Below are 21,978 nucleotides of genomic sequence, written 5' to 3'. Positions count from 1 at the left end.
CGCGCTGTCGCCGTCTGTTTCGTGCTGGCAATTTTTGCTGAGGGTGGGAGACTGGACGAACGACCCGAGCCGTAACTCGTTGCGGCTGCTTCCTTCCGGACCTGACCGGGTTGGCGAGGGACTCGTCCGACGCCAGTCTCCCGCCGCTTTTATGACCATTCGTGTGGGCGGATGCAAGGGGAAACGGTTGGTGCGCACGGGTCGTTGCGCAGTCCGCAGCGGACTATTGACGATTATTTTTCAGGACATAAATTATGGTTCATTCCATAATTGGTCCTAATGAGGCCGCCCGTGCCGTCCCACCCTGCCTCCACGCCTGCACAGAAGTTCCTGTTTCACCGCCCGAAGCTGGCGGCGGCGCTGGCCGACATCGTGACGGGGGACGCGCCGATCGGGGCGGAGCCGACGCTCTGTCTGGCAGCACCGCGGCGGACCGGCAAAAGCACCTTCCTGCGCCACGATCTGGGGCCGGAGCTTGAAGGGCGCGGCGTCCTGTCGGTCTATGTCGATCTGTGGTCGGACATGGCGGCCGATCCGGCCCATCTGATCACGGAGGCGTTGAAGGCCGAGCTTCGCCGGGCCGATAGCCTGCCGGTCAAGGCGGCGCGGGCGGTCGGACTCAGCAAGCTGGGCATGGGCGGCGTCTCGGTCGACATCGACCGGATCGGGCAGGCGCAGGGAGCCACGCTGGCCGACGCGCTGGAGGCCCTGCTGGAGCGCACGCACAAGCGGATCGCCCTGCTGGTGGATGAGGCGCAGCACGCCCTGACGACGGAGGCCGGGCTGAACGCCATGTTCGCGCTGAAGGCGGCGCGCGACCGGCTGAACACCCGCGACGATGCCCGCGACGGGCCGAACCTGATGATCGTGCTGACCGGATCTCACCGCGACAAGCTGAGCCGACTGGTGCTGAACCGTGACCAGCCCTTCTTCGGAACCAGCGTCCGCAGCTTTCCACTCCTGGACCGCGCCTATACCGACGCCTACACCACTTGGATCAACGAGCGGCTGGCCGAGGGCAACCGGTTCGACGCGGACGATGTCTTCACGGCCTTCGACGCGGTAGGGCGGCGGCCCGAGGCCCTGATGCGGATCCTGTCGGATGCGGCGCTGCTGGTCGGCGATGCCGGCGATCTGAAACGTACGTTGGCGGACGGCGCGACCGAGCTTCGCCAGCGGGTGTGGGAAGACTACGAGTCCGCATGGTCGGGGCTGACGCCGTTGCAGCAGGCGGTGGTCGAACGGCTGGCGCTGGAGGGGCCGCAATCCGCTCCCTTCTCCGCCCCGGCTCTGCAAGCCTATGCCGATGCGGTCGGGGAGACGGTGGAGCCGCCGGCCGTGCAGGCGGCCATCGAGGCGCTGCGGCAGAAGAACATCCTGTGGCGGTCGGCACGCGGACAATATGCATTGGACGATCAGGGCTTGGCGGAGTGGCTGAAGATGAGGGCGGAACGGGTTGGACAGGGGTGAGACGGCAAAAAGGCTCCGGGCCGAAATCCGGAGCCTTTCGCGTCTGCGATCCTGCGGAGCTGCTTACTTTTTCAGCGCCGCCACACCCGGCAGCTCCTTGCCTTCCAGCCATTCCAGGAAGGCGCCGCCGGCGGCGGAGACGTAGGTGAACTTGTCCTCGACCCCGGCATGGGCCATCGCCGCGACGGTGTCGCCGCCGCCGGCCACCGACAGCAGGCCGCCGGCTTCGGTGCGGGCGGCGACCAGACCGGCCACCGCGTTGGTGCCGGCGTCGAAGGGCTGGATTTCGAAGGCGCCGAGCGGGCCGTTCCAGACGACGGTCTTGGCGCCCTGCAGCTTCACGCCGAGGAACTCGACGGTGGCCGGGCCGACGTCCAGCGCCATCTCGTCAGCACCGATGGCGTCGAAGGCGACGACGCGGTTGGCCGCACCGGCCTTGAACTCCTTGGCGACGACGAAGTCCTTCGGCAGCAGGATCTCGCAGTTGGAGTCCTTGGCGGTCGCCATGATGGCGCGGGCCTGGTCGGCCATGTCCTTCTCGCACAGCGAGGCGCCGACATCGGTGCCCTGGGCGAACAGGAAGGTGTTGGCCATGCCGCCGCCCAGCACCAGCAGGTCGACCTTGCGGACCATGTTGCCGAGCAGTTCCAGCTTGGTGGAGATCTTCGCACCGCCGACGACGGCGGCGACCGGGCGCTCCGGCTTCTCCAGCGCCAGCGTCAGGGCCTTCAGCTCGGCTTCCATCAGGCGGCCGGCGGCGTTCGGCAGCAGGCGGGCGACACCCTCGGTCGAGGCATGGGCACGGTGCGCGGCGGAAAAGGCGTCGTTGACGTAGATGTCGCCCAGCGCGGCCATTTCCTTGGCAAAAGCCGGGTCGTTCTTTTCCTCTTCAGCGTGGAAGCGGGTGTTCTCCAGCAGCACGATGGCGCCGTCATGCACCTTGGCGATGGCGTCCTTGGCCTTCTCGCCGACGCAATCCTCGGCGAAGGCCACCTTCTGGCCGACGGCGGCGCTGAGGGCGTCCAGCACGTTGCGCAGGGAGTTCTTGGCGTCCGGACCGTTTTTCGGGCGACCGAAATGCGACAGGACCACGACCTTGGCACCCTTGGAGGACAGCTCCTTCAGGGTGGGGGCGAGGCGGTCGATGCGGGTGGTGTCGGACACTTTGCCGTCCTGCATCGGAACGTTCAGGTCGGCGCGCACCAGCACCGTCTTGCCGCTCACCTCAAGGTCGTCGATCGTGTTGAAATCGGTCATCGTCGCACTTCCCCAATGATGGCCGGTCCCAACGGGACAGGCCGTTTCAGTTTGCGGGAACCCAACCACAGGCCTGCACGCTTTGCAACGCCCCAAGGGTGGGGTGAAATGGGGCATAATGACCCTGCAACGTCCTGGTTAAAGCCATGGCCGAACGCCAGGAACCGGCGGCGGACGTACAGCCGGCGGGTGCCGCAACCGCAGGCTTCTGCAACATTTCCGTAACTTGACCCTGTCCATTGGCTGTGCAAACACCCAACTGTAGGCCAATGGGCCGCAAAACGGGGGTTGAAGCGCAGGCGATGGCTGAGGCCGAGATCAACCGCGAGACGGAACTGAAGCTGGCAGCGAAGCCGGAAGACTTCGACAGGCTGCGCGCCGCTTCCGCCATCGCAGACCGGGCCACCGGTCCGGCGGCGACACGCACCCTGGAAAGCACCTATTACGACACCGAGGAGCGCCGGCTTGCCGCGCGCAAGGTGACGCTGCGGGTGCGCAAGACCGGCGACGGCTTCGTCCAGACGGTCAAGTCGGCCCCCGACGAGGATGGGCTGGGCCGCGGCGAGTGGGAATGCGCGGTGACCTCCGCCGCCCCCGACCTGACGCTGATCGCCGATGCCGAGGCCATCGAGCTGCTGGGATCGCTCAGCGACTCGGAACTCCGGCCGATCTTCACCTCCATCGTCGAGCGCACCACGCAGGACGTGACGCTGGGCGAGGGCGACGGTGCCGCCGTGATCGAGGTCGCCTTCGACCGTGGCCGGATCGAGCTGCCCGACGGGCGGTCCACCGACCTCTGCGAGGTGGAGCTGGAGCTGAAGAGCGGTACGCCCGCGGCACTCTACGATCTGGCGCAGGAACTGACGCAGGCCGCCCCGCTGCGGCTGGAGATGCGCACCAAGGCGGAGCGCGGCCATGCGCTGGCCAACGGCACGGCCGACAAGGCGCTGAAGGCCGAAAAGCTGGTGCTCGACCCTGAGACGACGGTCGAGGGGGCGGTGGCGCGCATCGTGCGCGCCTGCATCGCCCACATGGTGGCGAACGAGGCGGTGACGCTGGCTGGCGAGGATCCGGAGGGCGTGCACCAGATGCGCGTCGCGCTGCGCCGGCTGCGCTCGGCCACCGCGCTGTTCCGGCCCTTCATCCCGGCCGCGCAATATCTGTGGCTGGTCGGCGAGATCAAGTGGCTGGCCGGCAGCCTGGGGCCGGCGCGCGACTGGGACGTGTTCGGCGAGGAGCTGCTGGCGCCGGTGCGCGACGCCTTCCACAAGGCCGACGGCCATGGCCGCTCGGCGGTGGAGGATCTGGACGCGCTGGCGGCGGCGGCCGAGGCCAAGCGGCTGCGCGCCTATGAGGGCGTGCGCGAGGCGATCCGCTCCGACCGCTACACCGCCTTCCTGCTGGGCGTCGGCAGCTGGGTGGAGAAGCGCGGCTGGCGCGACCAGCCGGTCAGCGAGGAATCGGTGCGGCTGTTCCAGCCGGTGATCGGGCTGGCCGACCATCTGCTGAACAAGCGCCACAAGAAGGCCAAGCGGGCCGGCCACGGCTTCGCCCATCTGCCGGTGGCCCAGCGCCACCAGCTGCGCATCGCCTTGAAGAAGCTGCGCTATGCCGTGGAGTTCTTCCGCAGCCTGTATGACGACAAGCCGGTGCGCCGCTACATCCAGCAGATGGCCGCCTTCCAGGACGCGCTGGGGCATTTGAACGACGTGGCGACGGCGACCCGGCTTCTGCACGAGCTGCACGACGACGGCAGCCGCTCGGCCCCCGGCGAGCCGCGCGCCGCCGGCATCGTCATCGGCTGGCATGCCCGTGGCGTGGCCGACACCGAGGCGGCGCTGGTCGCCCTGTGGCATGATTTCATCGACACCAAGCATTTCTGGTCGAAGCCGGACGCCGGGGTGTAGAGTCCACGGCCATGCTCACGATCCTCGTCGCCAACATCAAGGGCGGCTGCGGCAAGACGACCGTCGCCACCCACCTCGCCGCCGCGTCCGCCGCGGCCGGCCTGCCCACCGTGCTGGCCGACGTGGACCGTCAGCGCTCCTCGCTCGGCTGGCTGGAGCGCCGGCCGGAGAAGGCGCCGGCGCTGGTCGGGCTCGATTGGGCCAAGGACTTCACCGACACGCCGCGCGGCATCAAGCGGCTGGTCATCGACGCGCCCGCCGCGCTGAAGACCAAGCAGATCGAGGATCTGGTGAAGATGGCCGACATCGTCGTGCTGCCGGTGCTGCCCGGCGCCTTCGACGAACAGGCGACCCAGCGCTTCCTGGTCAAGCTCGACGAGCTGAAGCGCATCGCCAAGAAGAAAACCACGGTGGCAGTGGTCGGCAACCGCATGCGCGCCCGCACCAAGGCCGCCGACCGGCTGGACCGCTTCCTGGGCGGGATCGGCCATCAGGTGGTGACGCGGCTGCGCGACAGCCAGATCTACGCCGACGCGGCGGAAAGCGGCCTCAGCCTGTTCGACATGCCGGGCAAGCGCGCCGCCGAGCATCGCGGCGACTGGCAGCCGCTGCTGAGCTACATCGACGGGGTTTGACGGGAGTTCACCCCTGCGGGCAGCCCTCCTTGCGCCAGAGGGCGAGATAGTCGTCCAGGCCGCGGCCGGGGATCTCGTCGAACCGGCGCTCCAGGGGCAGCAGGGTTTCCATGCGGTCGATGCGGAAGCTGCGGAACTCCCCGCGCAGCTCGCACCAGGCGCCCAGCGTCCACACCCGGCCCCAGAAGAACAGGCCCAGCGGCTGGACCGCGCGGGCGGAATGGGTGCCGTCCTGGCGCCGGTAGTCGAACATCACCACGCGCCTGGCGTTGATGGCGCAGCGCAGCACGTCCATCCGGTCGCGCAAGGCGGCGGGGAAGGAGAAATCGGGGACGAAGACGCGGCTGTCGGCCAGTTCGCGCCGCCGCGCCTCTGGAACCACCGCCTCCACCTTGTCGAGCGCGCGGGCGGCTGCATCGGCGAGCGCGCCGCCGACCCAGGCACGGGCGAGGCGGGCGCCGACCACCAGCGCCTCGACCTCGTCCTGGGTGAACATCAGCGGCGGCAGGTCGTAGCCGTCGCGCAGCAGATAGCCGACGCCGGCCTCGCCCTCCACCGGCACGCCGGAGGAGGCGAGGTCGCGCATGTCGCGGTAGACGGTGCGCTCCGACACCTCCAGGCACCGCGCCAGTTCGGCAGCCGTCACCAGCCGCCCCTTGCGGAGATGCTGGACGATCTGGAACAGGCGGTCGGCGCGGCGCATGGCGGCGGCTCCGGCGGGCTGGCGGGGTCAGTGCATCGAATAGAGGCCGACGCGGTTGCCCTCGCTGTCGATGAACTGGGCGAAATAGCCGATTTCGGGGGTGATCAGCGTCTTCGGCACGACGATGCGGGCGCCGGCCTGCTCGGCACGGGCCAGCGGGGCGGACAGGTCGTCGCCGCCGTTCAGATAGACGGTGGTGCCGTCGGCGCTCGGCTTGCAGGCCTCATGCTGGATCAGGCAGCCCTTGACGGCGGTGCCCTCGGCCGGGAAGACGGCCATGGTCATGCCGCTGGGGCAGGGCTCCTGGACCATCTTGGCGGCGAAGACGGTCTCGTAGAAGGCGACGGCGCGGGCGAGGTCGGTGACGGGAATCTCGAACCAGGTGACGACGTGCGGGATGTTCATCGGAGTGGCTCCTGACAGCGAGTGGGGTGGATGTTCGTGGTTCGTGCCGGCACGCCCTCTTGATAGCACGCCCCTCCTGACAGCGTGATGTCAGGAGCAATCGGCTCCCTCAATGAAAATTGCGGCCCTTGGGGAAGGGGCCTGCCGACGGGCGATCCTCGCCGGTCAGGTCTGACAGCCGGTGGGACAGGTCGATCAGCGATTCCACGCGCAGATGCACCACCCCCTCGTGGTTCTGCACCCGGCCGGTGGCGGCCATCAGCCGGGCGGTCATGATCGGGCGGCGGAAGGTCTCAAAGGCGTCGGGCATGACGACGAGGTTGGCGACCCCGGTTTCGTCCTCCAGCGTGATGAAGACGACGCCCTCGGCACTGCCCGGCCGCTGGCGGACCAGGACGAGGCCGGCGGTGGTCAGGCGGCGGCCGTCGCGCGTCTGCGCCAGCCGCTCCGCCGGGGTGATGCCGGGCAGGCCGTCGCGCAGCAGCGACAGCGGGTGGGCCTTCAGCGACAGGGACAGGCTGCCGTAATCCATCACCACATGCTCGCCGAGCGCCATGGCGGGCAGGGGGGCTTCCGGCTCCTCGGCCATCGGCCCGTCCAGGCGGGCGAACAGCGGCAGCGGCTGGTCGCCCAGCGCCCGCACCGCCCACAGCGCCGCCCGGCGGTCGAGCCCGACGGAGCGGAAGGCGTCGGCCTTGGCGAGCTTCTCCAGCGCCACGACCGGCAGGCGGGCGCGGCGCCACAGGTCGTAAGGGTCGCTGTAGCCGCCGGCACGGGAGAGGACAACCGAGTCGGCGTGGGCTTGGGTGAAACCCTTGATCAGGCGGAGACCCAGGCGGAGGGAGGACGGATCGTCCACCGCGCAATCCCAGCCCGACAGGTTCACGTCCGGCGGCAGCACCGTCACGCCATGCTCCCGCACGTCGCGGACGATCTGGGCGGGGGCGTAGAAGCCCATCGGCTGGCTGTTCAGCAGGGCGGCGGCGAAGATGGCGGGGTGGTGGCGCTTGATCCAGGCGGAGACATAGACCAGCAGGGCGAAGCTGGCGGCGTGGCTTTCCGGGAAGCCGTATTCGCCGAAGCCTTCGATCTGCTGGAAACAGCGCTCGGCGAAGGCGGGGTCGCAGCCGTTGGCGATCATGCCTGCGATGAACTTGTCGTGGAACAGCTGGACCTTTCCGGTCTTGCGGAAGGCCGCCATGGCGCGGCGCAGTTGGTCGGCCTCCTCGGCGCTGAAGCCGGCGCCGACCATGGCGACCTTCATCGCCTGTTCCTGGAACAGCGGCACGCCCAGCGTTCGGTAAAGGACCGGTTCAAGCGCCGGCATCGGGTAGGTGATGTCCTCCGCGCCGCTGCGGCGGCGTAGGTAGGGATGGACCATGCCGCCCTGGATCGGGCCGGGGCGGACGATGGCGACCTCGATCACCAAATCGTAGAATGTCTTCGGCCGCAGCCGCGGCAGCATGCTCATCTGCGCGCGGCTTTCGACCTGGAAGACACCCAGGCTGTCGGCCCGCCCCAGCATCTCGTAGACCGCGGGGTCGTCCTGGGGCAGGCTGGCGAGCGTCCAGCGTTGCCCATGCACCTGTTCGATCAGGTCGAAGGCGCGATGGATGCAGGTCAGCATGCCCAGCGCCAGCACGTCGACCTTCAGGATGCCGAGAGCGTCGATGTCGTCCTTGTCCCACTCGATGGTGCTGCGGTCCGCCATCGCCGCGTTGGCGACCGGGCAGAGATCCGACAAAGGGCCGCGGGTGATGACGAAGCCGCCGACATGCTGCGACAGGTGGCGGGGGAAGCCGATCAGCTCCTGGGCAAGCTCCAGCGTGCGCTTGAGCCTCGGGTCGTCGGGATCGACGCCGAGCGAGCGGGCGCGCTCCTCATCCACCCCCTGGCCGCTCCAGCCCCAGATCGAACCGGTCAGCCGCGCCACCAGATCGGCCGACAGCCCCATCGCCTTGCCGACCTCGCGGAGCGCGCTGCGGGCGCGGTAGCGGATGACGGTGGCGGTCAGGCCGGCGCGGGCGCGGCCGTATTTCCTGTAGAGGTACTGGATCACCTCCTCGCGCCGTTCATGTTCGAAATCGACGTCGATGTCCGGCGGCTCGCCGCGGGCGGAGGAGATGAAGCGCTCGAACAGCAGGTCGACTTCGGTCGGATCGACCGAGGTGATGCCCAGGCAATAGCAGACGGCGGAGTTGGCGGCGCTGCCGCGGCCCTGGCACAGGATGTCCTTCTTCCTGGCGAAGCGGACGATGTCGTGGACGGTCAGGAAATAGGGGGCAAAGCGCTGCTCGGCGATCAGGGCCAGTTCGCGCTCCACCGTATGGCGCACCGCATCGGGGATGCCGCCGGGGAAGCGGTCGGACGGATAGCGCTTGGCCGCCCCGTCCCAGGTCAGGGCGACCAGGGTCTCCTGCGGGTCGCGGCCCTCCGCCACCTCGTCGGGATACTCGTACCGCAGATCCTCCAGCGAGAAGCGGCAGGCCTCGGCGATCTCCAGCGTCCGGGCGACGGCGTCGGGATGGTCGCGGAACAGGCGCATCATCTCGACGGCCGGTTTCAGGTGCCGCTCGGCATTGGCGGACAGCCGCCAGCCGGCCTCGTCGATGGTGGTGTGATGGCGGATGCAGGTCATCACGTCGGCCAGAGCCCGCCGCCCGGCGCCGTGATAGAGCACGTCGTTGGTGGCGACCAGCGGCACCCCCTCCGCCTCCGCCAGTCCGGCGAGCCAGCGCAGCCGGCGGGCATCGTCGCCCTGGTAGCGGTGGCTGGCGGCCAGATAGAGCTGTCCGCGCGCCAGCCCGCCGCGCCAGGCGCGCAGCTCGCGCAGCAGCGTCTCGTCGCGCCGGTCGGGGCGCCGGTCGGGGCCGAGCAGCAGGAACAGCATGCCCTCGGCATGGGCCAGCACGTCGGTGCGGGCGATGAAGCACTCGCCCTTCGGCGCCCGCATCTTGCCCAGCGTCAGCAGCCGCGACAGCCGCGCATAGGCGGCGCGGTCGGTCGGGTAGGCCAGCAGGCTGTCGGCGTCGGTCAGGTCCAGCCGGCAGCCGATCAACGGCCGGATGCCCGCCTTCTTCGCCGCCACATGCATCTGCACCACGCCGGCCAGCGAATTGCGGTCCGTCACCCCCACCGCCGCCAGCCCCAGCGCCGCCGCCGTCATCGCCAGCTCGTCAGGGTGCGACGCCCCCTCCAGAAAGCTGAAGTTGGTGGCGAGCTGCAACTCGGCATAACGGATCATGGCAGGGCTCCCCGGCGCTGGCACATGGGTGCGCACGGGGATGATAATCTGAAAATGGGACTTATGTCATCATTAAGGCAGGTTGCGGCTTTCCTGCCCTGCTCTCACTCGATATAGGATTCAACGCCCATGACGGTGAAGCCCTTGTTCTCCGGGAAGCGGGCGTTGACCTTTTCGCGGGCCTTCTTCTCGTCGAGCGCCCAAACGAGGAACCGGCGGCCGCGCTTCCAGCTGTCGAGCGCGGTGGAGATGAGGGTGGGATTGACGCGGGTGGCGTATTCGATGTTGACCACCCGCAGGAGCCAGCCCTGGTCCTTCTGTGTGCGGCGGTCGTCCAGCACATAGATGCGGCGGTCATTGGCGCCGGCCGCCTTCAGGCGCTGCTCCAAATCCTCGCATCCCAGCTCGGCCATCGCCTTGCGGCGGCGGGCGTCGCGCAGGTCGCGGGCCTGCTGGAGCGTGACGCGGGCGATCTTCTTGATCCGCTCTACCTGCGCCTGCTTGCGCGAAACCGCGGTGGCGATCCGCTCCTCCGACGTCTTCAGGCGGCGCAGCGCCAGCAGCAGCGACACCGCCAGGGAGGCGAGGCCGACCAGACCGGAAAAGATGTAGGGCATGGTGTCCATGGCGGGTCCGGCTTTCGATTGGGGGGCTCAGCTGGCCTTGGCGACGGGGGTGTCGGCGGACAGGAATTCCTGCATCCGCGTCACGGCATAGCCGAAGGCTGGAGGGTAGCGCCGTTCGATCTCCGTCCGCGCCTCCGCCATCGAGCGCGCCCACACCTCGATCATCTGCGGCTGCGCCCAACTGGGATCGACCAGCGAATGCTGGCTCTGCTGGACGGCGCTGGTGCCGACATATTTGTTCACCAGCATGGCGACGTAGCAGGGGCTGCCCTGGACCTCCTCGCCGATCAGGCGGACCAGCCGCTCGCCGGACTGGCGTGCCTCCTCGATCTGGCGTTCCATCACCTTGCGGCGGCGCAGCACATCCTCGGCCGCACCGTCCAGATCCTTCAGCTCGCGGATGCGGTCGCCGCGGCGGGCCTCCAGTTTCGTCTCCAGCTTGGCGCGGCGGGCGATGATGTCGCGCACCCCCTCCGACCCGTGGCGGCGTTCGATCGCGCGTTCGCCCAGCACGATGACGAGCTTGCCGATGCCGAACCCCAGTCCGGCCAGTCCGAAGGCGGTCATCAGCGCGTTGGTGTAGTCCTGCCACATGTGCGAACCCCCGATCGGAAATGACATACGCCAAGATGTTTCCAACGATAGGAGTAACCCTTGGCTTGTCGTCGTTCAATCGCGGCGCTGAAACGATATTACACAGTCGCCATGCCGGAAGGCCGGGGGCGGCATGATTTTACCCCGGCACGATTTTACCCCGGCGCGCGTTCGACCCGGTTGCGGCCGGCCTGCTTGGCGGCCTGCAAGGCGTGTTCGGCGCGGTGCAGGGTCTGTTCGACGCCGGGCTCATCGGGAAGCCAGTTGGCGACGCCGATGCTGGCGGTGACGGGGATCGCGCGCTCCTCCACCGGGATCGGGCTGTCGGCCAGGGCGGCGCGCACCCGTTCCGCCACAACGGCGGTGCCGGCGACGTCGGTTTCCGGCAGAAGCACGACGAACTCCTCTCCGCCCGACCGCGCGATGTGATCGGAGATGCGGAGCGCCGCCCGGATCCGCTTCACCACCGCGCGCAGCACCGCGTCGCCGACGGCATCGCCATGGGCGTCGTTGACCGTCTTGAAGCCGTCGAGGTCGAGCAGGAAGACGCCGAGGGGCCGGCCATAGCGCCGTGCCCGCGCCAGCTCCGCCGCCGCCAGTTCCAGGAAGCGGCGGCGGGTCCACACGCCGGTCAGCGGGTCCAGCGTCGCCATGCGGTTGAGGCGGACGGTCGCCTCCTCCAGCGCGCGGCCGCGTTCGGCAAGCGCCCGTTCCAGGGCCGCCAGATCGGCATAGGCGCGCAATGCCGTCACTACGCTGGTGAACAGCCGGCGCGCCGTCAGCTCGGTCTTGGCGGTGTAGCCGTCGATCTCATAGGCGAGGACCAGATCCTCCTCCGGCACGCGGGCCGGCTGGCCTGTGCGCAGGACGATGCGGATGGCGCGGTTGCCCAGATCCTCGCGGATGCGGCGGGCCAGCCGCAGGCCGGCATCCTCGGTCTCCATCACCACGTCGAGCAGGATGACGGCGATGTCCGGGGTGTCGCGCAGGATGCGTTCCGCCTCCGCCGCACTGGTGCAGTCGAGCAGGCGGACGGGGCGGCCGCGGAAGCGCAGCCGGGCGAGCGCCAGCCGGGTGACGGCATGCACCTCCGGCTCGTCGTCGGCGACCAGAACCAGCCAGGGCGGAGCGGCAGGGTCGCTGTCGCCGGTCCCGCCGGCCCCGCCGGAAAGATCCTGCGGGGGGAGACTTGTCCGAGGCGAACAGGAAATCGTTGGACATGGCTGCCGGCTCGGAACTGCCCACGGTGCACGCAGGAATGGAAGCACGGCCCCGGCCCCGATGCAACGGTGCCGAGTGCCGCGCCGGCGCTATGGTGTCCCGAACCCGTCGGGATGAAAATCACCGGGGATCGGTCGTGCCGGTGGCGCGTTTCGCCATTCGGTGCTTGCACGGTCACGCCAAGCCACCTTAGGCATGGCTGTGCATGGAAACGATCGGAGCGGACCGGGTATGGAAGCAAGCATGGATGGGCGGGAGCATGCGGCCAAGCTGCGCGCGCTCGCGCTGGGGGCGCTGGGTGTCGTCTATGGCGACATCGGCACCAGCCCGCTCTACACGCTGCGCGAATGCCTGACCGAGGGCGGCGGCTTCCCGCTGACGCCCGAAGTCATCCTGGGGGTGCTGTCGCTGATCTTCTGGGCGCTGATCATCACGGTGACGGTGAAATACGTCATCTTCATCATGCGCGCCGACAACCAGGGCGAAGGCGGCATCCTGGCGCTGACCGCGCTGGCGTTGCGCGGCATGCGCCCGGGGCACCGGCGGACCGGGGTCGTCATGGCCATCGGCGTGATGGGCGCCTCGCTGTTCTACGGCGACAGCCTGATCACCCCCGCCATCTCGGTGCTGAGCGCGGTGGAGGGCCTGCATGTCGTCGCCCCCGCCCTGGACAGCTATGTCATCCCGATCACGCTGACCATCCTGGTCGGACTGTTCGTGCTGCAGCGATTCGGCACCGAGAAGGTCGGCAAGCTGTTCGGACCGGTGATGATGGTCTGGTTCCTGACGCTGGCAGTGCTGGGTCTGGGGCAGATCATCCGCTATCCCGGCGTGCTGGGCGCGGTGTGGCCCGGCCATGCGGTGGAGATGCTGTTCAACCATGGCTGGCACGGCTTCCTGCTGCTGGGTGCGGTGGTGCTGGCGGTGACCGGGGCGGAGGCGCTTTATGCCGACATGGGGCATTTCGGCCGCAAGCCGATTCGTGGCGCCTGGTACACCATCGTGCTGCCGTCGCTGCTGCTGTGCTATTTCGGCCAGGGCGCCCTGCTGCTGCACGAGCCGGAAGCCATCGAGAACCCCTTCTTCCATCTGGCGCCGGACTGGGCGCAGGTGCCGCTGCTGCTGCTGGCCACCGCCGCAACCATCATCGCCGGGCAGGCGGTGATCTCCGGTGCCTATTCGGTGACCTTGCAGGCCATGCATCTGCGCTATCTGCCGCGGATGGAGGTGATGCACACGTCGGAGCATGAGAAGGGCCAGATCTACATGCCGCAGCTGACCTGGCTGCTGCTGGCCGGCGTCATCCTGCTGGTGCTGACCTTCCAGACCTCCAGCAATCTCGCCGCCGCCTACGGCATTGCGGTGACCGGCACGATGGTGGCGACCACGCTGCTGGCCTACAAGGTGGCGCGCTCGCTCGGCCGCTGGAAGCTGTGGCAGGCGGTGCTGGCGCTGGCGGTGTTCCTGACCGTCGACATGGCGCTGTTCCTCGCCAATCTGGTGAAGGTGGAGGAGGGTGGCTGGTTCCCTCTGGTGGTGGGTGCGGCTGTCTTCCTGCTGATGGCGACGTGGCGGCGCGGGCGCGAGGTGGTGCGCAAGCGGCTGGCCGAGGATGCGCTGCCCTTCGACATGCTGCTGGAGCGGCTGAAGAGCGGGTCGGTGCAGCGGGTGCCGGGCACCGCGGTGTTCCTGACCGGCAACCCGCGCGGCCTGCCGCCGGGGCTGCTGCACAGCATGAAGCACTACAAGGTGCTGCATCAGCGCGTCGTGCTGCTGACCGTCGACATCGAGGACGTGCCGCATGTGCCGGACGAGCAGCGCTTCGAGTTGAAGGCGCTGTCGGCCGGCTTCTTCCGGCTGATCGTCCATTTCGGCTTCAAGGACGAACCGGACATCCCGGTGGCGCTGGAAAGCAAGCGCATCCCGGGATTGCCGTTCGAGCCGATGGAGACGACCTATTTCGTCAGCCGCGAGACGCTGATCCGCAGCCATGGCAAGTCCGGCCTGCCGCGCTGGCAGGAACCGCTGTTCATCTTCCTGTCGAAGCTGTCGTCCAGCGCGTCGGAGTATTTCTGCATCCCGCCCAACCGGGTGGTCGAGCTGGGCATGCAGCTGGAAATCTAGGGCAGGCTTTGCCGGACAGGGTCTTGACCGCCGAATTTACCGGCCGAACGTGCCGATGAGGGCGGCGGGCGGGGGCAGTTTCTGCCGCCCCCGCCAGAAGGCCACTCGCCTCATGCCGTTAGCGGACGGTCAACACCGGACAGCCACTACCAGACAATGGACACCGGCGGTTTGTAGGCGGAGGCGGCGAACATCTGCCGCACCGCCAGTTCCAGCTTGATCTGCGCCTCCGACTTCTTGACGAAGGACAGGTCTATGTCGCCCAAGGACTTCACCATGCAGCCGGAGCGGCTGAGGTTGCGGAGCGCCGCCTGGGACGACTGCTGTTTTTCTTCGGGGATGGCTGTGATCGTGGCCGATCCCTCCGGCGGCCGGACGACATAGAGGTCGAATTTCGGCATGGGCACCCTCCGTTCTGACGAAACGTCGGGTGCCTCACCGCAAAGGCCGGGCCAACTCTTGCGCCCGGCCAACTCCTGCAAAAAAAGTCAGCGCCGGACCATCGGCGCCAGATCCTTGCGGATGCCGGCATCCAGGCGGGCGTTCAGATCGTCCATCATCCGGCGGGTCATCTCCAGGAAGGTCGCCTCGCGGTCGGCCAGCGAGATGTTCTCCGCCACGGTGGTGGAATGGGTGACGGTGGAGCGGGTCACGCCGCGGAAGCCGCCATTGCCGGTGTCCGGCACCTCGCCAGCGATCTCGACCTCGATCCGGCCGTCATAGCGCTGGGCCTGGTCGTTGGTGAAATAGCCGGTGATGCCCTTCTTGGTGGGCAGCGCCACCTCGACGATGCTGGCGTCGCGGATGGTGACGCGCACGCGGCCCGTCCCGCCGGCCGCCTGCAACCGCTCCGCCGCCCAGCGCCGCACCGCCTCGGCCGGCGGAACCGCGGAGCGGCCCTCCACATGCTTGGCCCCGACCGGACGGTAGGCGTCGACCACGTCGACGGTGCCGGCATTCAGAACGATCGGCCCGAAATTGGAAAAGTCGACCGGACGGGGCGCCGGCCGCGGCGGCGCGCTCTGGCAGGCGGCAAGCAGGAGGGTGGCCATTCCGGCGGCGAGGGTGAAGCGGCGCGACAGCATGGGGGCTCCGGTTCTTGGGCTGCTTTCGGCAACCTGGGTTGCTGGGAAAGAAAAGGGGCGCGGCGCGGACGCCGCGCCCCCATGAACGCGTTCGTGTCGGACCCTATTCCCCGTTAGGAGGCAGGGCCATACACGCGGTCGAGATCCGCGTCGGTGAAGTGGTAGTCGGTCGAGCAGAACTGGCAGGTCACCTCGACCCGGCCGTCGTCGATCTTCAGCTCCTGCACCTCGTCGCGGGGCAGACCGCGCAGCATGGTCTCCACCCGCTCGCGCGAGCAGCGGCAGCCGAAGCGCAGGGCGTTGCCCTCATAGACCCGCACGCCGTCCTCGTGGAACAGGCGGTAGAGCAGGTCGGCGGCCGGCAGGTCGGTCGACAGCAGCTCGTCGCCGGACACGCTGGCCATCAGCGCCATGGCGCGGCGCCAATCGTCCTCGTTGTCCGACGCGGTCAGCCCCTGCTCCTGCGGCAGGCGCTGGACCATGATGCCGCCGGTCCGCCAGGGGCCGAAGGAGCCGTCCGGCAGCGCCGCGCGGTCGACCGAGACGGTCAGGCCGGTGTCGATCTGCTCCGACTGGCGGAAGTAATGCTGGACGCAGTCGGTCAGCGTCTTGCCGTACAGCTCGACGATGCCCTGGTAGCGGTCGGTGTCGGGGCCCTGGTCCACCGTAAAGGCGATGTAGCCCTTGCCCAGCAGGGCGGCGGCCGGGGCGATATCGACGTCCCGCTCCGCCTTGGCCAGCGCTTCCGGATCGAACTGGGCATAGGCGCGCACGTCACCGACCGAGGTGACATCGGCCACCATCAGGCGGATCGGGCCATCGCCCTTGGTCTGGAGCGTGAAGATGCCCTCGTACTTCAGCATGCTGGCGAGCAGCACGGCGAGCGTCGCCGTCTCCGCCAGGAAGCGGGCGACGGTGGGCGGATAGTCGTGGCGGGTCAGGATCTCGTCGATCGCCGGTCCCAGCTTGATGATGCGGCCACGCAGGCGCGACGCCTCGATCTGGAACGGCAGGACGAAATCATCGGTGAGCGGGCGGACGGACGGATCGTCCATAGGGCAGATTCCTTAAGTACAGAGACCGGTTATGCAGGCGTAGGGCCGAAGATCGGGGTGCGTAGGGGCCGAATCAAGGCCGGTAGGGCACCCATGCGAATTTGGCCCTCTCCCGGGGTGGGAAGAGGGCCAATCGAAGCGTTGAATGCAGGGATCGGGCGCGGAGGGTCAGTCCAGCACGCCCATGCACCAGCCGAGGATGGCCTTCTGGGCGTGCAGGCGGTTTTCCGCCTCGTCCCAGACCACCGAATGGCGGCCGTCGATCACGCCGTCGGTCACTTCCTCGTTCCGGTGGGCCGGCAGGCAGTGCATGAACAGCGCCTCGGGGTGCGCGTGCGCCATCAGCGCCTCGTTCACCTGATAGGGGGCGAGGATCGCCGCGCGCTCGTCCACATCGGTGTTGTGCATCGAGGCCCAGGCGTCGGTGATGACGCATTCGGCCCCACGCACCGCCTCTTCCGGGCTGTCGGTGACGACCAGGCGGCCGTTGCCCTCGCGCTCGGCCCAGGCCAGCAGCTCCGGCGACGGGCCGTAGACGGTCGGGCAGGCCAGACGCAGCTCGAAGCCGAAGCGCACGGCGGCATGCGCCCAGCTGACCGCGACGTTGTTGCAGTCGCCGATCCAGGCGACGGTCCGGCCGGTGATCGGACCGCGATGCTCCTCGAAGGTCATCAGGTCGGCCATGATCTGGCAGGGGTGGGTCTGGTCGGTCAGGCCGTTGATGATCGGAATGCTGGCATGGGCCGCCAGCTCATGCACCCGCTCCTCGCCGGTGGTGCGGACCATCACCGCATCGACGAAGCGCGACAGCACGCGGGCGGTGTCGCCGATGGTCTCGCCGCGGCCCAGCTGCATGTCGTCGGGCTTCAGCACCACGACGTTGCCGCCGAACTGCTGCATGCCGACCTCGAACGACACGCGGGTGCGGGTCGAGGGTTTCTCGAAGATCAGGGCCAGCGAGCGGCCGGCCAGCAGGGTGGAGTGGGCCAGCCGGTCCGTCTTCAGGTCGGCCTTGATGCGCACGGCATGGTCGAGCAGGCGGCGCAGGGTGGCGCCGTCCATCCGGTCGATGTCGAGAAAATGCCGGACTGTCTTGTTGTCGCCGCTCATCCCACGCACTCCTGCGCCGTCCGGTCGAGAATCCCGACGGCTTCGTTCACTTCGGCTTCGCCGATGGTCAGGGGCGGCAGCAGCCGCACCACATTCTCGCCGGCCGGAACCGACAGCAGGCCGTTGGCGCGCAGCTTCGCCACCACCTCGCCGACCGGCTGGCCCAGCTTGAGGCCCAGCATCAGGCCCTGGCCGCGCAGTTCCAGGAACATCGACGGATGCTTGGCGATCAGCTCCTCCAGGCGGCCGCGCAGCAGGATCGACGTCTTCTGCACCTCGTCCAGGAAGCCCGGCGCCAGCATGACGTCCAGCACGGCGTTGCCGACGGCGGTCGCCAGCGGGTTGCCGCCATAGGTCGAGCCGTGGGTGCCGGCGGTCATGCCGGACGCCGCACGCTCGGTCGCAAGGCAGGCGCCGAGCGGGAAGCCGCCGCCGATGCCCTTGGCGACGCACATGACGTCCGGCGTGATGCCGGCCCATTCATGGGCGAACAGCTTGCCGGTGCGGCCCATGCCGCACTGGATCTCGTCGAGGAACAGCAGCAGGCCATGCTCGTCGCACAGCGCGCGCAGCCCGCGCAGGAACTCCACCGAGCCGGCGCGGATGCCGCCCTCGCCCTGGATCGGCTCGACGCAGATGCCGCCGGTCTGGGGCGTGATCGCGGCGCGCACGGCGTCGAGGTCGCCGAACGGCACTTGGTCGAAGCCGTCCAGCAGCGGGTCGAAGCCATGCACCAGCTTCTCCTGCTTGGCGGCCGAGATGGCGCCCAGCGTGCGGCCGTGGAAGGCCTGCTCGAAGGTGATGATACGGTTCTTCTGCGGGTTGCCGCTGTCGTAATGGTACTTGCGGACGGCCTTGGCGCCGCATTCCCAGGCTTCCGCACCGGAGTTCGTGAAGAACACCGTGTCGGCGAAGGTCACCTCGGTCAGGCGCTTGCCCAGGCTCTCCTGCCCGGCGACCCGGAACAGGTTGGAGGTGTGCCACAGCTTCTGCGCCTGCTCGGTCAGCTTCTCGACCAGATAGGGATGCGCGTGACCCAGGGCGTTCACCGCGACGCCGGCGGCGAAGTCGAGGAATCGTCGCCCGTCGGTCGCGTAGAGATACGGACCTTCACCGCGCTCGAAAACGACATCGGCGCGGGCGTATGTGGGCATAACGACGGGGATCACGGCCTTGGTCTCCCAAAAAAGGAAAATCCGGCGGCCAATGCCTGACCGCCGGGAACGGCAAATATCCGGAGATTGATGGGTTCTGTCAACGGACAGGGGTGAAAAAGCGCTGTTTTCGCAGCGTCTTCACGCCTTAAGCTTGTAGCCGGTCTTGAACATGCGCCAGGCGAGCCACCACAGGCCGGCATTCACGCCCAGCATCACCGCCACGCCCAGCCAGCGCGCCCCGTCGGACACCCCGATGAAGCCGTAGCGGAAGCCGTCGATCATGTAGAAGAACGGGTCGAAATGCGCGACCCACCAGAAGACCGGCGGCAGGGTATCGACCGAATAGAAGGTGCCGGACAGGAAGGACAGCGGCGTCACCACGAAGTTGGTCACCGCGGCGATGTTGTCGAACTTCTCCGACCAGACGCCGCCGACCAGACCCAGCAGCGACAGCAGCATCGACGCCATCACCGCATGGAACAGGACGAAGCCCGGATGCGGCATGTGCATCGGGATCACCGCCCAGATGGCGAGGCCCGTCACCAGACCGACCACGATGCCGCGGGTGACGCCGCCCAGCACGAAGCCGCTGACCAGCTCCATCGGCGACAAGGGCGGCATCAGGATGTCGACGATGTTGCCCTGGACCTTGGCGATCACCACGGAGGAGGAGGTGTTGGCGAAGGCGTTCTGCACCATCGCCATCATGATCAGGCCGGGAGCCAGGAACTCCAGGTAAGGTGTTGCGCCGACCATCCGCACCGCCGACCCCAGCGACAGGGCGAACACCGCGTAATAGAGCAGCGTCGTCACCACCGGCGCCCAGACGGTCTGCTGGTGCACCTTGATGAAGCGCCGCACCTCGCGTGCATAGAGCGTCCACAGGCCGATCCAGTTGACGGAACCGACATTGCGCGGCATGGGAGGAAGGGGAAGGGTCATCGCGTCACGATCTGCCTTTTGGGAACCGGCACCTGTGGTTTCGGCGCCCTTGGGGGGAGCCGAGTGAGGGCCGGAACTGTTTCGCCAGGAAAGGGCGCCGGGTGGGTCACGGACCGCCAGTAAGGCCACGGACTGTACGTGCGGCCTGCCCGTCCGGCAACCGCCGCCGCCGAAGGGACTGCCATGAACACCGACGACAAGCGTTCCGTTCCCCCCGCCCGCTCGCCGGCGAGGAAGCCGCCGAAGCGGGTCACGCCGCAATATCTGGAGAACGCGGCGCTGCATTATCTGGAGCGCTTCGCCAGTTCGACATCCAACCTGCGCCGGGTGCTGATGCGCAAGGTCGACCTGTCGGCCAAGGCCCACGGCACCGACCGCGAGGAGGGGGCCCGCTGGATCGACGAGCTGCTGGCGCGCTATGTCCGCAGCGGCCTGCTGAACGACGAGACCTATGCCCGGATGCGCACCGAAAGCCTGCACCGCCGTGGCGCCTCCACCCGGCTGATCGCCCAGAAGCTGGCCGGCAAGGGCATCGGCCGCGACGAGGCCGACAAGGCGCTGGACAGCCTGCGCGAGGATGTCGGGCCGGACTTGGACCTGACGGCGGCACTGGCGCTGGCGAAGCGGCGGCGGCTGGGCCCCTACCGGCGGCCGGAGCAGCGCGAGTCGCAGCGGGAGAAGGACATGGCGGCGCTGGGCCGCGCCGGCTTCGGCTATGAGATCGCCCGGCGGGTGGTGGATGCCGAGGATCCGGACGGGCTGCTGGAGGAGTAGGGCGGCGGCCGATGGAGCATTGACGATGGAACGGCGTGGAACATCTTTCGGGAGATGTTCCATGGTTCACATCGCAAGAAATGAGAGGCCCGGAAACAGCAGGCCCTGAAACGACGAAACGCGCGGCACCCTTTCGGATGTCGCGCGCCGCTCTCTTACCGGGAGTCGGAATCGTCCTGTACGCGTCCTAAACTTCTTCAGCGGAGCGGCAAGCGCCCCACGTCAGCACACCAAACGCGCCCCAGAATCGGGGAAGCGATCAGGCCGCGGCCTGCTGCTTCTCCTGCGCCTTGGAGATCCGGCGCTTGATGCGACGGGCATCCAGGCTCAGCACCGCGTCCTTCGCATCGAGCAGGAAGGCGTCGAGGCCGCCCTTGTGCTCGATCGAGCGGATCGCGTTCACCGAGAGGCGCAAACGCACCAGCTGACCCAGGCTGTCGCTGAGCAGCGACGTTTCCTGGAGGTTCGGCTGGAAGCGGCGACGATTCTTGTTGTTGGCGTGGCTGACGTTGTTGCCAAACTGCGTGCCCTTGCCGGTCACGGAGCACCGACGTGCCATCGGACTGTTCCTTTATTTTAGCAAATGAAACCCGGTAACGGACGGCCTGCCGCCCGAAGGAGGCCGCTATATAGTCGAACAAAAGCGCCGTCGTCAAGCCTGTCGTCAAGCCGGGAACCGCGATGAAACCGTTAAAGCCCGAGTCGTCGCGGGATTGTGGAGAGTCGAAGCGCGGCGGCCTCTTCGATCCGACGAAGAGACGCGCCGCGCCAGTCTTGCGCCGACCGGTGTCAGTTCACGGTCGGGGAGGTCTTCGACGCCGGCTTGGCGGCCAGCGGCTTGGCGGGGCGGCGCTGCGCCGGCTTGGCCACCGCCTTCGCCTCGGCGGCGATTGCCGCGGCGGGGGCGGCCGTCTCGGCCTTCACCGTCTCGACCAGTTCCTTCACCGGAACCTCGACCGGGTCGGCGGCCGGAGCGGCAACCGGGGCGGTCTCGGCAGCCACGGCCGGAACCGGGGCAGCGGCCTCGACCTTCGGGGCCTCGACCTCCGGCGCCGGGGCAATCACCAGGGCTGCCGCCGGCGCCGCCTTCGGAGCCTCGGCCTTCGGGGCCGGGGCAGCGACGGGGGCCGCGGTGGGGGCAGCCTCCGCGGCCGGAGCCGGCAGGGTGGTGATCTCGGCGGCGATCTTGCTGGAGACGTCCAGGAAGCCCTGCACGCTCTCGGTCACGCGGGCCTGGGTGGTGGACAGCCAGTCGCGCTGAAGAGCGGCCAGATCGGCGGCGTTGCGGGCCTTGCCCAGCCCGGCGGCCAGGCGGCTGGCGTCGTTGACCGAGGCGGTGACGCCGTCGAACCAGCGGCGGTAGCCGTCCTGCACCAGCGTGGCGACGCGGGCGGACTTGGCGGCGGCGGTGGCGGCAGTGGTCTGGGCGTTGGTCTTGAACAGGTTCAGGACGTTGGCGGGGGTCGGCTGAGCGGTCATGGCGTTGTCTCCCGTAGAGCAAGGCATATTGGCGGAAACGGAAAGGCCGCTCCGGCGTAACCCCAGGAGACCGCGGGCACCCCGGCCCAAGCAACGGAGGCTGATCGACAAAGTCGAATCGGCGCACGTCGCCCCTTTCCCGCCCGGTGCAGAATAGCCCTACGGTTGGTGCGGTGCAACGGATTTGTTG

At 68.4% G+C, this 21,978-nt stretch carries 20 protein-coding genes and 1 other RNA gene; 5 read left to right on the top strand and 16 right to left on the bottom strand.

Annotated elements, in window-relative coordinates; genetic code table 11:
- Nucleotides 1-43: 43 nt before the first annotated feature.
- An RNA gene (gene ffs / locus ACWPN8_RS14270) (signal recognition particle sRNA small type) lies at nt 44-141 on the bottom strand.
- Between the two features lie 150 nt (nt 142-291).
- On the opposite strand from ffs, the gene ACWPN8_RS14265 reads away from it, so the two are divergent.
- Entirely contained in the window at nt 292-1,470 is a 1,179-nt protein-coding gene (locus ACWPN8_RS14265; protein WP_492241192.1) for an AAA family ATPase, read from the top strand.
- Nucleotides 1,471-1,533: 63 nt separating this feature from the next.
- On the opposite strand, the gene ACWPN8_RS14260 is transcribed toward ACWPN8_RS14265, so the two are convergent.
- The gene (locus ACWPN8_RS14260) at nt 1,534-2,727 is read right to left on the bottom strand and encodes a phosphoglycerate kinase (RefSeq protein WP_109448642.1); all 1,194 of its coding nucleotides are present in this window, start codon (nt 2,725-2,727) and stop codon (nt 1,534-1,536) included.
- A 302-nt stretch (nt 2,728-3,029) separates the two neighbouring features.
- On the opposite strand from ACWPN8_RS14260, the gene ACWPN8_RS14255 reads away from it, so the two are divergent.
- Nucleotides 3,030-4,634: a CYTH and CHAD domain-containing protein gene (locus ACWPN8_RS14255; RefSeq protein WP_492241191.1), complete on the top strand. Its 1,605-nt coding sequence runs from the start codon at nt 3,030-3,032 to the stop codon at nt 4,632-4,634.
- 11 nt (nt 4,635-4,645) lie between these two features.
- Entirely contained in the window at nt 4,646-5,269 is a 624-nt protein-coding gene (locus ACWPN8_RS14250) for a nucleotide-binding protein (RefSeq protein WP_109448646.1), read from the top strand.
- A gap of 7 nt (nt 5,270-5,276) precedes the next feature.
- Here the strand turns inward: ACWPN8_RS14250 and ACWPN8_RS14245 are convergent, their stop codons facing one another.
- The 6 genes from ACWPN8_RS14245 to ACWPN8_RS14220 all read right to left on the bottom strand — a co-directional run bounded on the left by ACWPN8_RS14245 (nt 5,277) and on the right by ACWPN8_RS14220 (nt 11,929).
- Entirely contained in the window at nt 5,277-5,972 is a 696-nt protein-coding gene (locus ACWPN8_RS14245) for a helix-turn-helix transcriptional regulator (RefSeq protein ID WP_492241190.1), read from the bottom strand.
- 27 nt (nt 5,973-5,999) lie between these two features.
- Nucleotides 6,000-6,377, bottom strand: a complete 378-nt coding sequence (locus ACWPN8_RS14240; protein WP_109448650.1) for a VOC family protein — start codon at nt 6,375-6,377, stop codon at nt 6,000-6,002.
- Nucleotides 6,378-6,486: 109 nt separating this feature from the next.
- Nucleotides 6,487-9,621: an error-prone DNA polymerase gene (locus ACWPN8_RS14235; protein WP_492241189.1), complete on the bottom strand. Its 3,135-nt coding sequence runs from the start codon at nt 9,619-9,621 to the stop codon at nt 6,487-6,489.
- A gap of 104 nt (nt 9,622-9,725) precedes the next feature.
- Nucleotides 9,726-10,247 (bottom strand): hypothetical protein, encoded by a 522-nt coding sequence (locus ACWPN8_RS14230; protein ID WP_492241188.1) that lies wholly within the window; start codon nt 10,245-10,247, stop codon nt 9,726-9,728.
- 27 nt (nt 10,248-10,274) lie between these two features.
- On the bottom strand, nt 10,275-10,868 hold the full coding sequence (locus tag ACWPN8_RS14225; protein ID WP_492241187.1) for a hypothetical protein: 594 nt from the start codon (nt 10,866-10,868) through the stop codon (nt 10,275-10,277).
- 128 nt (nt 10,869-10,996) lie between these two features.
- On the bottom strand, nt 10,997-11,929 hold the full coding sequence (locus tag ACWPN8_RS14220; protein WP_492241186.1) for a GGDEF domain-containing protein: 933 nt from the start codon (nt 11,927-11,929) through the stop codon (nt 10,997-10,999).
- A gap of 364 nt (nt 11,930-12,293) precedes the next feature.
- Here ACWPN8_RS14220 and ACWPN8_RS14215 point away from each other — a divergent pair, with 364 nt between their 5' ends.
- Nucleotides 12,294-14,186, top strand: coding sequence for a potassium transporter Kup (locus ACWPN8_RS14215; RefSeq protein ID WP_109448656.1), 1,893 nt, complete (start codon nt 12,294-12,296; stop codon nt 14,184-14,186).
- A gap of 146 nt (nt 14,187-14,332) precedes the next feature.
- Here ACWPN8_RS14215 and ACWPN8_RS14210 read toward each other — a convergent pair whose 3' ends face one another.
- From ACWPN8_RS14210 to ACWPN8_RS14185, 6 genes are all read right to left on the bottom strand, one after another.
- A complete protein-coding gene (locus ACWPN8_RS14210) occupies nt 14,333-14,587 on the bottom strand; it encodes a hypothetical protein (protein ID WP_109448658.1) in 255 nt (84 codons plus the stop codon).
- 87 nt (nt 14,588-14,674) lie between these two features.
- Nucleotides 14,675-15,271, bottom strand: a complete 597-nt coding sequence (locus ACWPN8_RS14205; protein ID WP_492241185.1) for a hypothetical protein — start codon at nt 15,269-15,271, stop codon at nt 14,675-14,677.
- A 113-nt stretch (nt 15,272-15,384) separates the two neighbouring features.
- Nucleotides 15,385-16,326 (bottom strand): Hsp33 family molecular chaperone, encoded by a 942-nt coding sequence (locus tag ACWPN8_RS14200; RefSeq protein WP_492241184.1) that lies wholly within the window; start codon nt 16,324-16,326, stop codon nt 15,385-15,387.
- Between the two features lie 168 nt (nt 16,327-16,494).
- On the bottom strand, nt 16,495-17,436 hold the full coding sequence (argF, locus tag ACWPN8_RS14195; RefSeq protein WP_109448664.1) for an ornithine carbamoyltransferase: 942 nt from the start codon (nt 17,434-17,436) through the stop codon (nt 16,495-16,497).
- Nucleotides 17,433-18,605, bottom strand: a complete 1,173-nt coding sequence (locus ACWPN8_RS14190; protein ID WP_109448666.1) for an aspartate aminotransferase family protein — start codon at nt 18,603-18,605, stop codon at nt 17,433-17,435. The genes argF and ACWPN8_RS14190 overlap by 4 nt, the downstream gene beginning before the upstream one ends.
- Before the next feature lie 126 nt (nt 18,606-18,731).
- Nucleotides 18,732-19,535 (bottom strand): ABC transporter permease, encoded by an 804-nt coding sequence (locus ACWPN8_RS14185; RefSeq protein WP_109051954.1) that lies wholly within the window; start codon nt 19,533-19,535, stop codon nt 18,732-18,734.
- A 183-nt stretch (nt 19,536-19,718) separates the two neighbouring features.
- Here ACWPN8_RS14185 and ACWPN8_RS14180 point away from each other — a divergent pair, with 183 nt between their 5' ends.
- Nucleotides 19,719-20,309: a regulatory protein RecX gene (locus ACWPN8_RS14180; protein ID WP_109448668.1), complete on the top strand. Its 591-nt coding sequence runs from the start codon at nt 19,719-19,721 to the stop codon at nt 20,307-20,309.
- Nucleotides 20,310-20,568: 259 nt separating this feature from the next.
- Here ACWPN8_RS14180 and rpmB read toward each other — a convergent pair whose 3' ends face one another.
- Nucleotides 20,569-20,868 (bottom strand): 50S ribosomal protein L28, encoded by a 300-nt coding sequence (rpmB, locus tag ACWPN8_RS14175; protein WP_012973047.1) that lies wholly within the window; start codon nt 20,866-20,868, stop codon nt 20,569-20,571.
- 230 nt (nt 20,869-21,098) lie between these two features.
- Nucleotides 21,099-21,788, bottom strand: coding sequence for a hypothetical protein (locus tag ACWPN8_RS14170; protein WP_492241183.1), 690 nt, complete (start codon nt 21,786-21,788; stop codon nt 21,099-21,101).
- Between the last annotated feature and the right edge of the window lie 190 nt (nt 21,789-21,978).

The sequence above is a fragment of the Azospirillum sp. UENF 112521 genome, from assembly GCF_058780665.1.
Note: the sequence above shows the minus strand (reverse complement) of the source record. Positions and strands in the feature narration are given on the sequence as shown.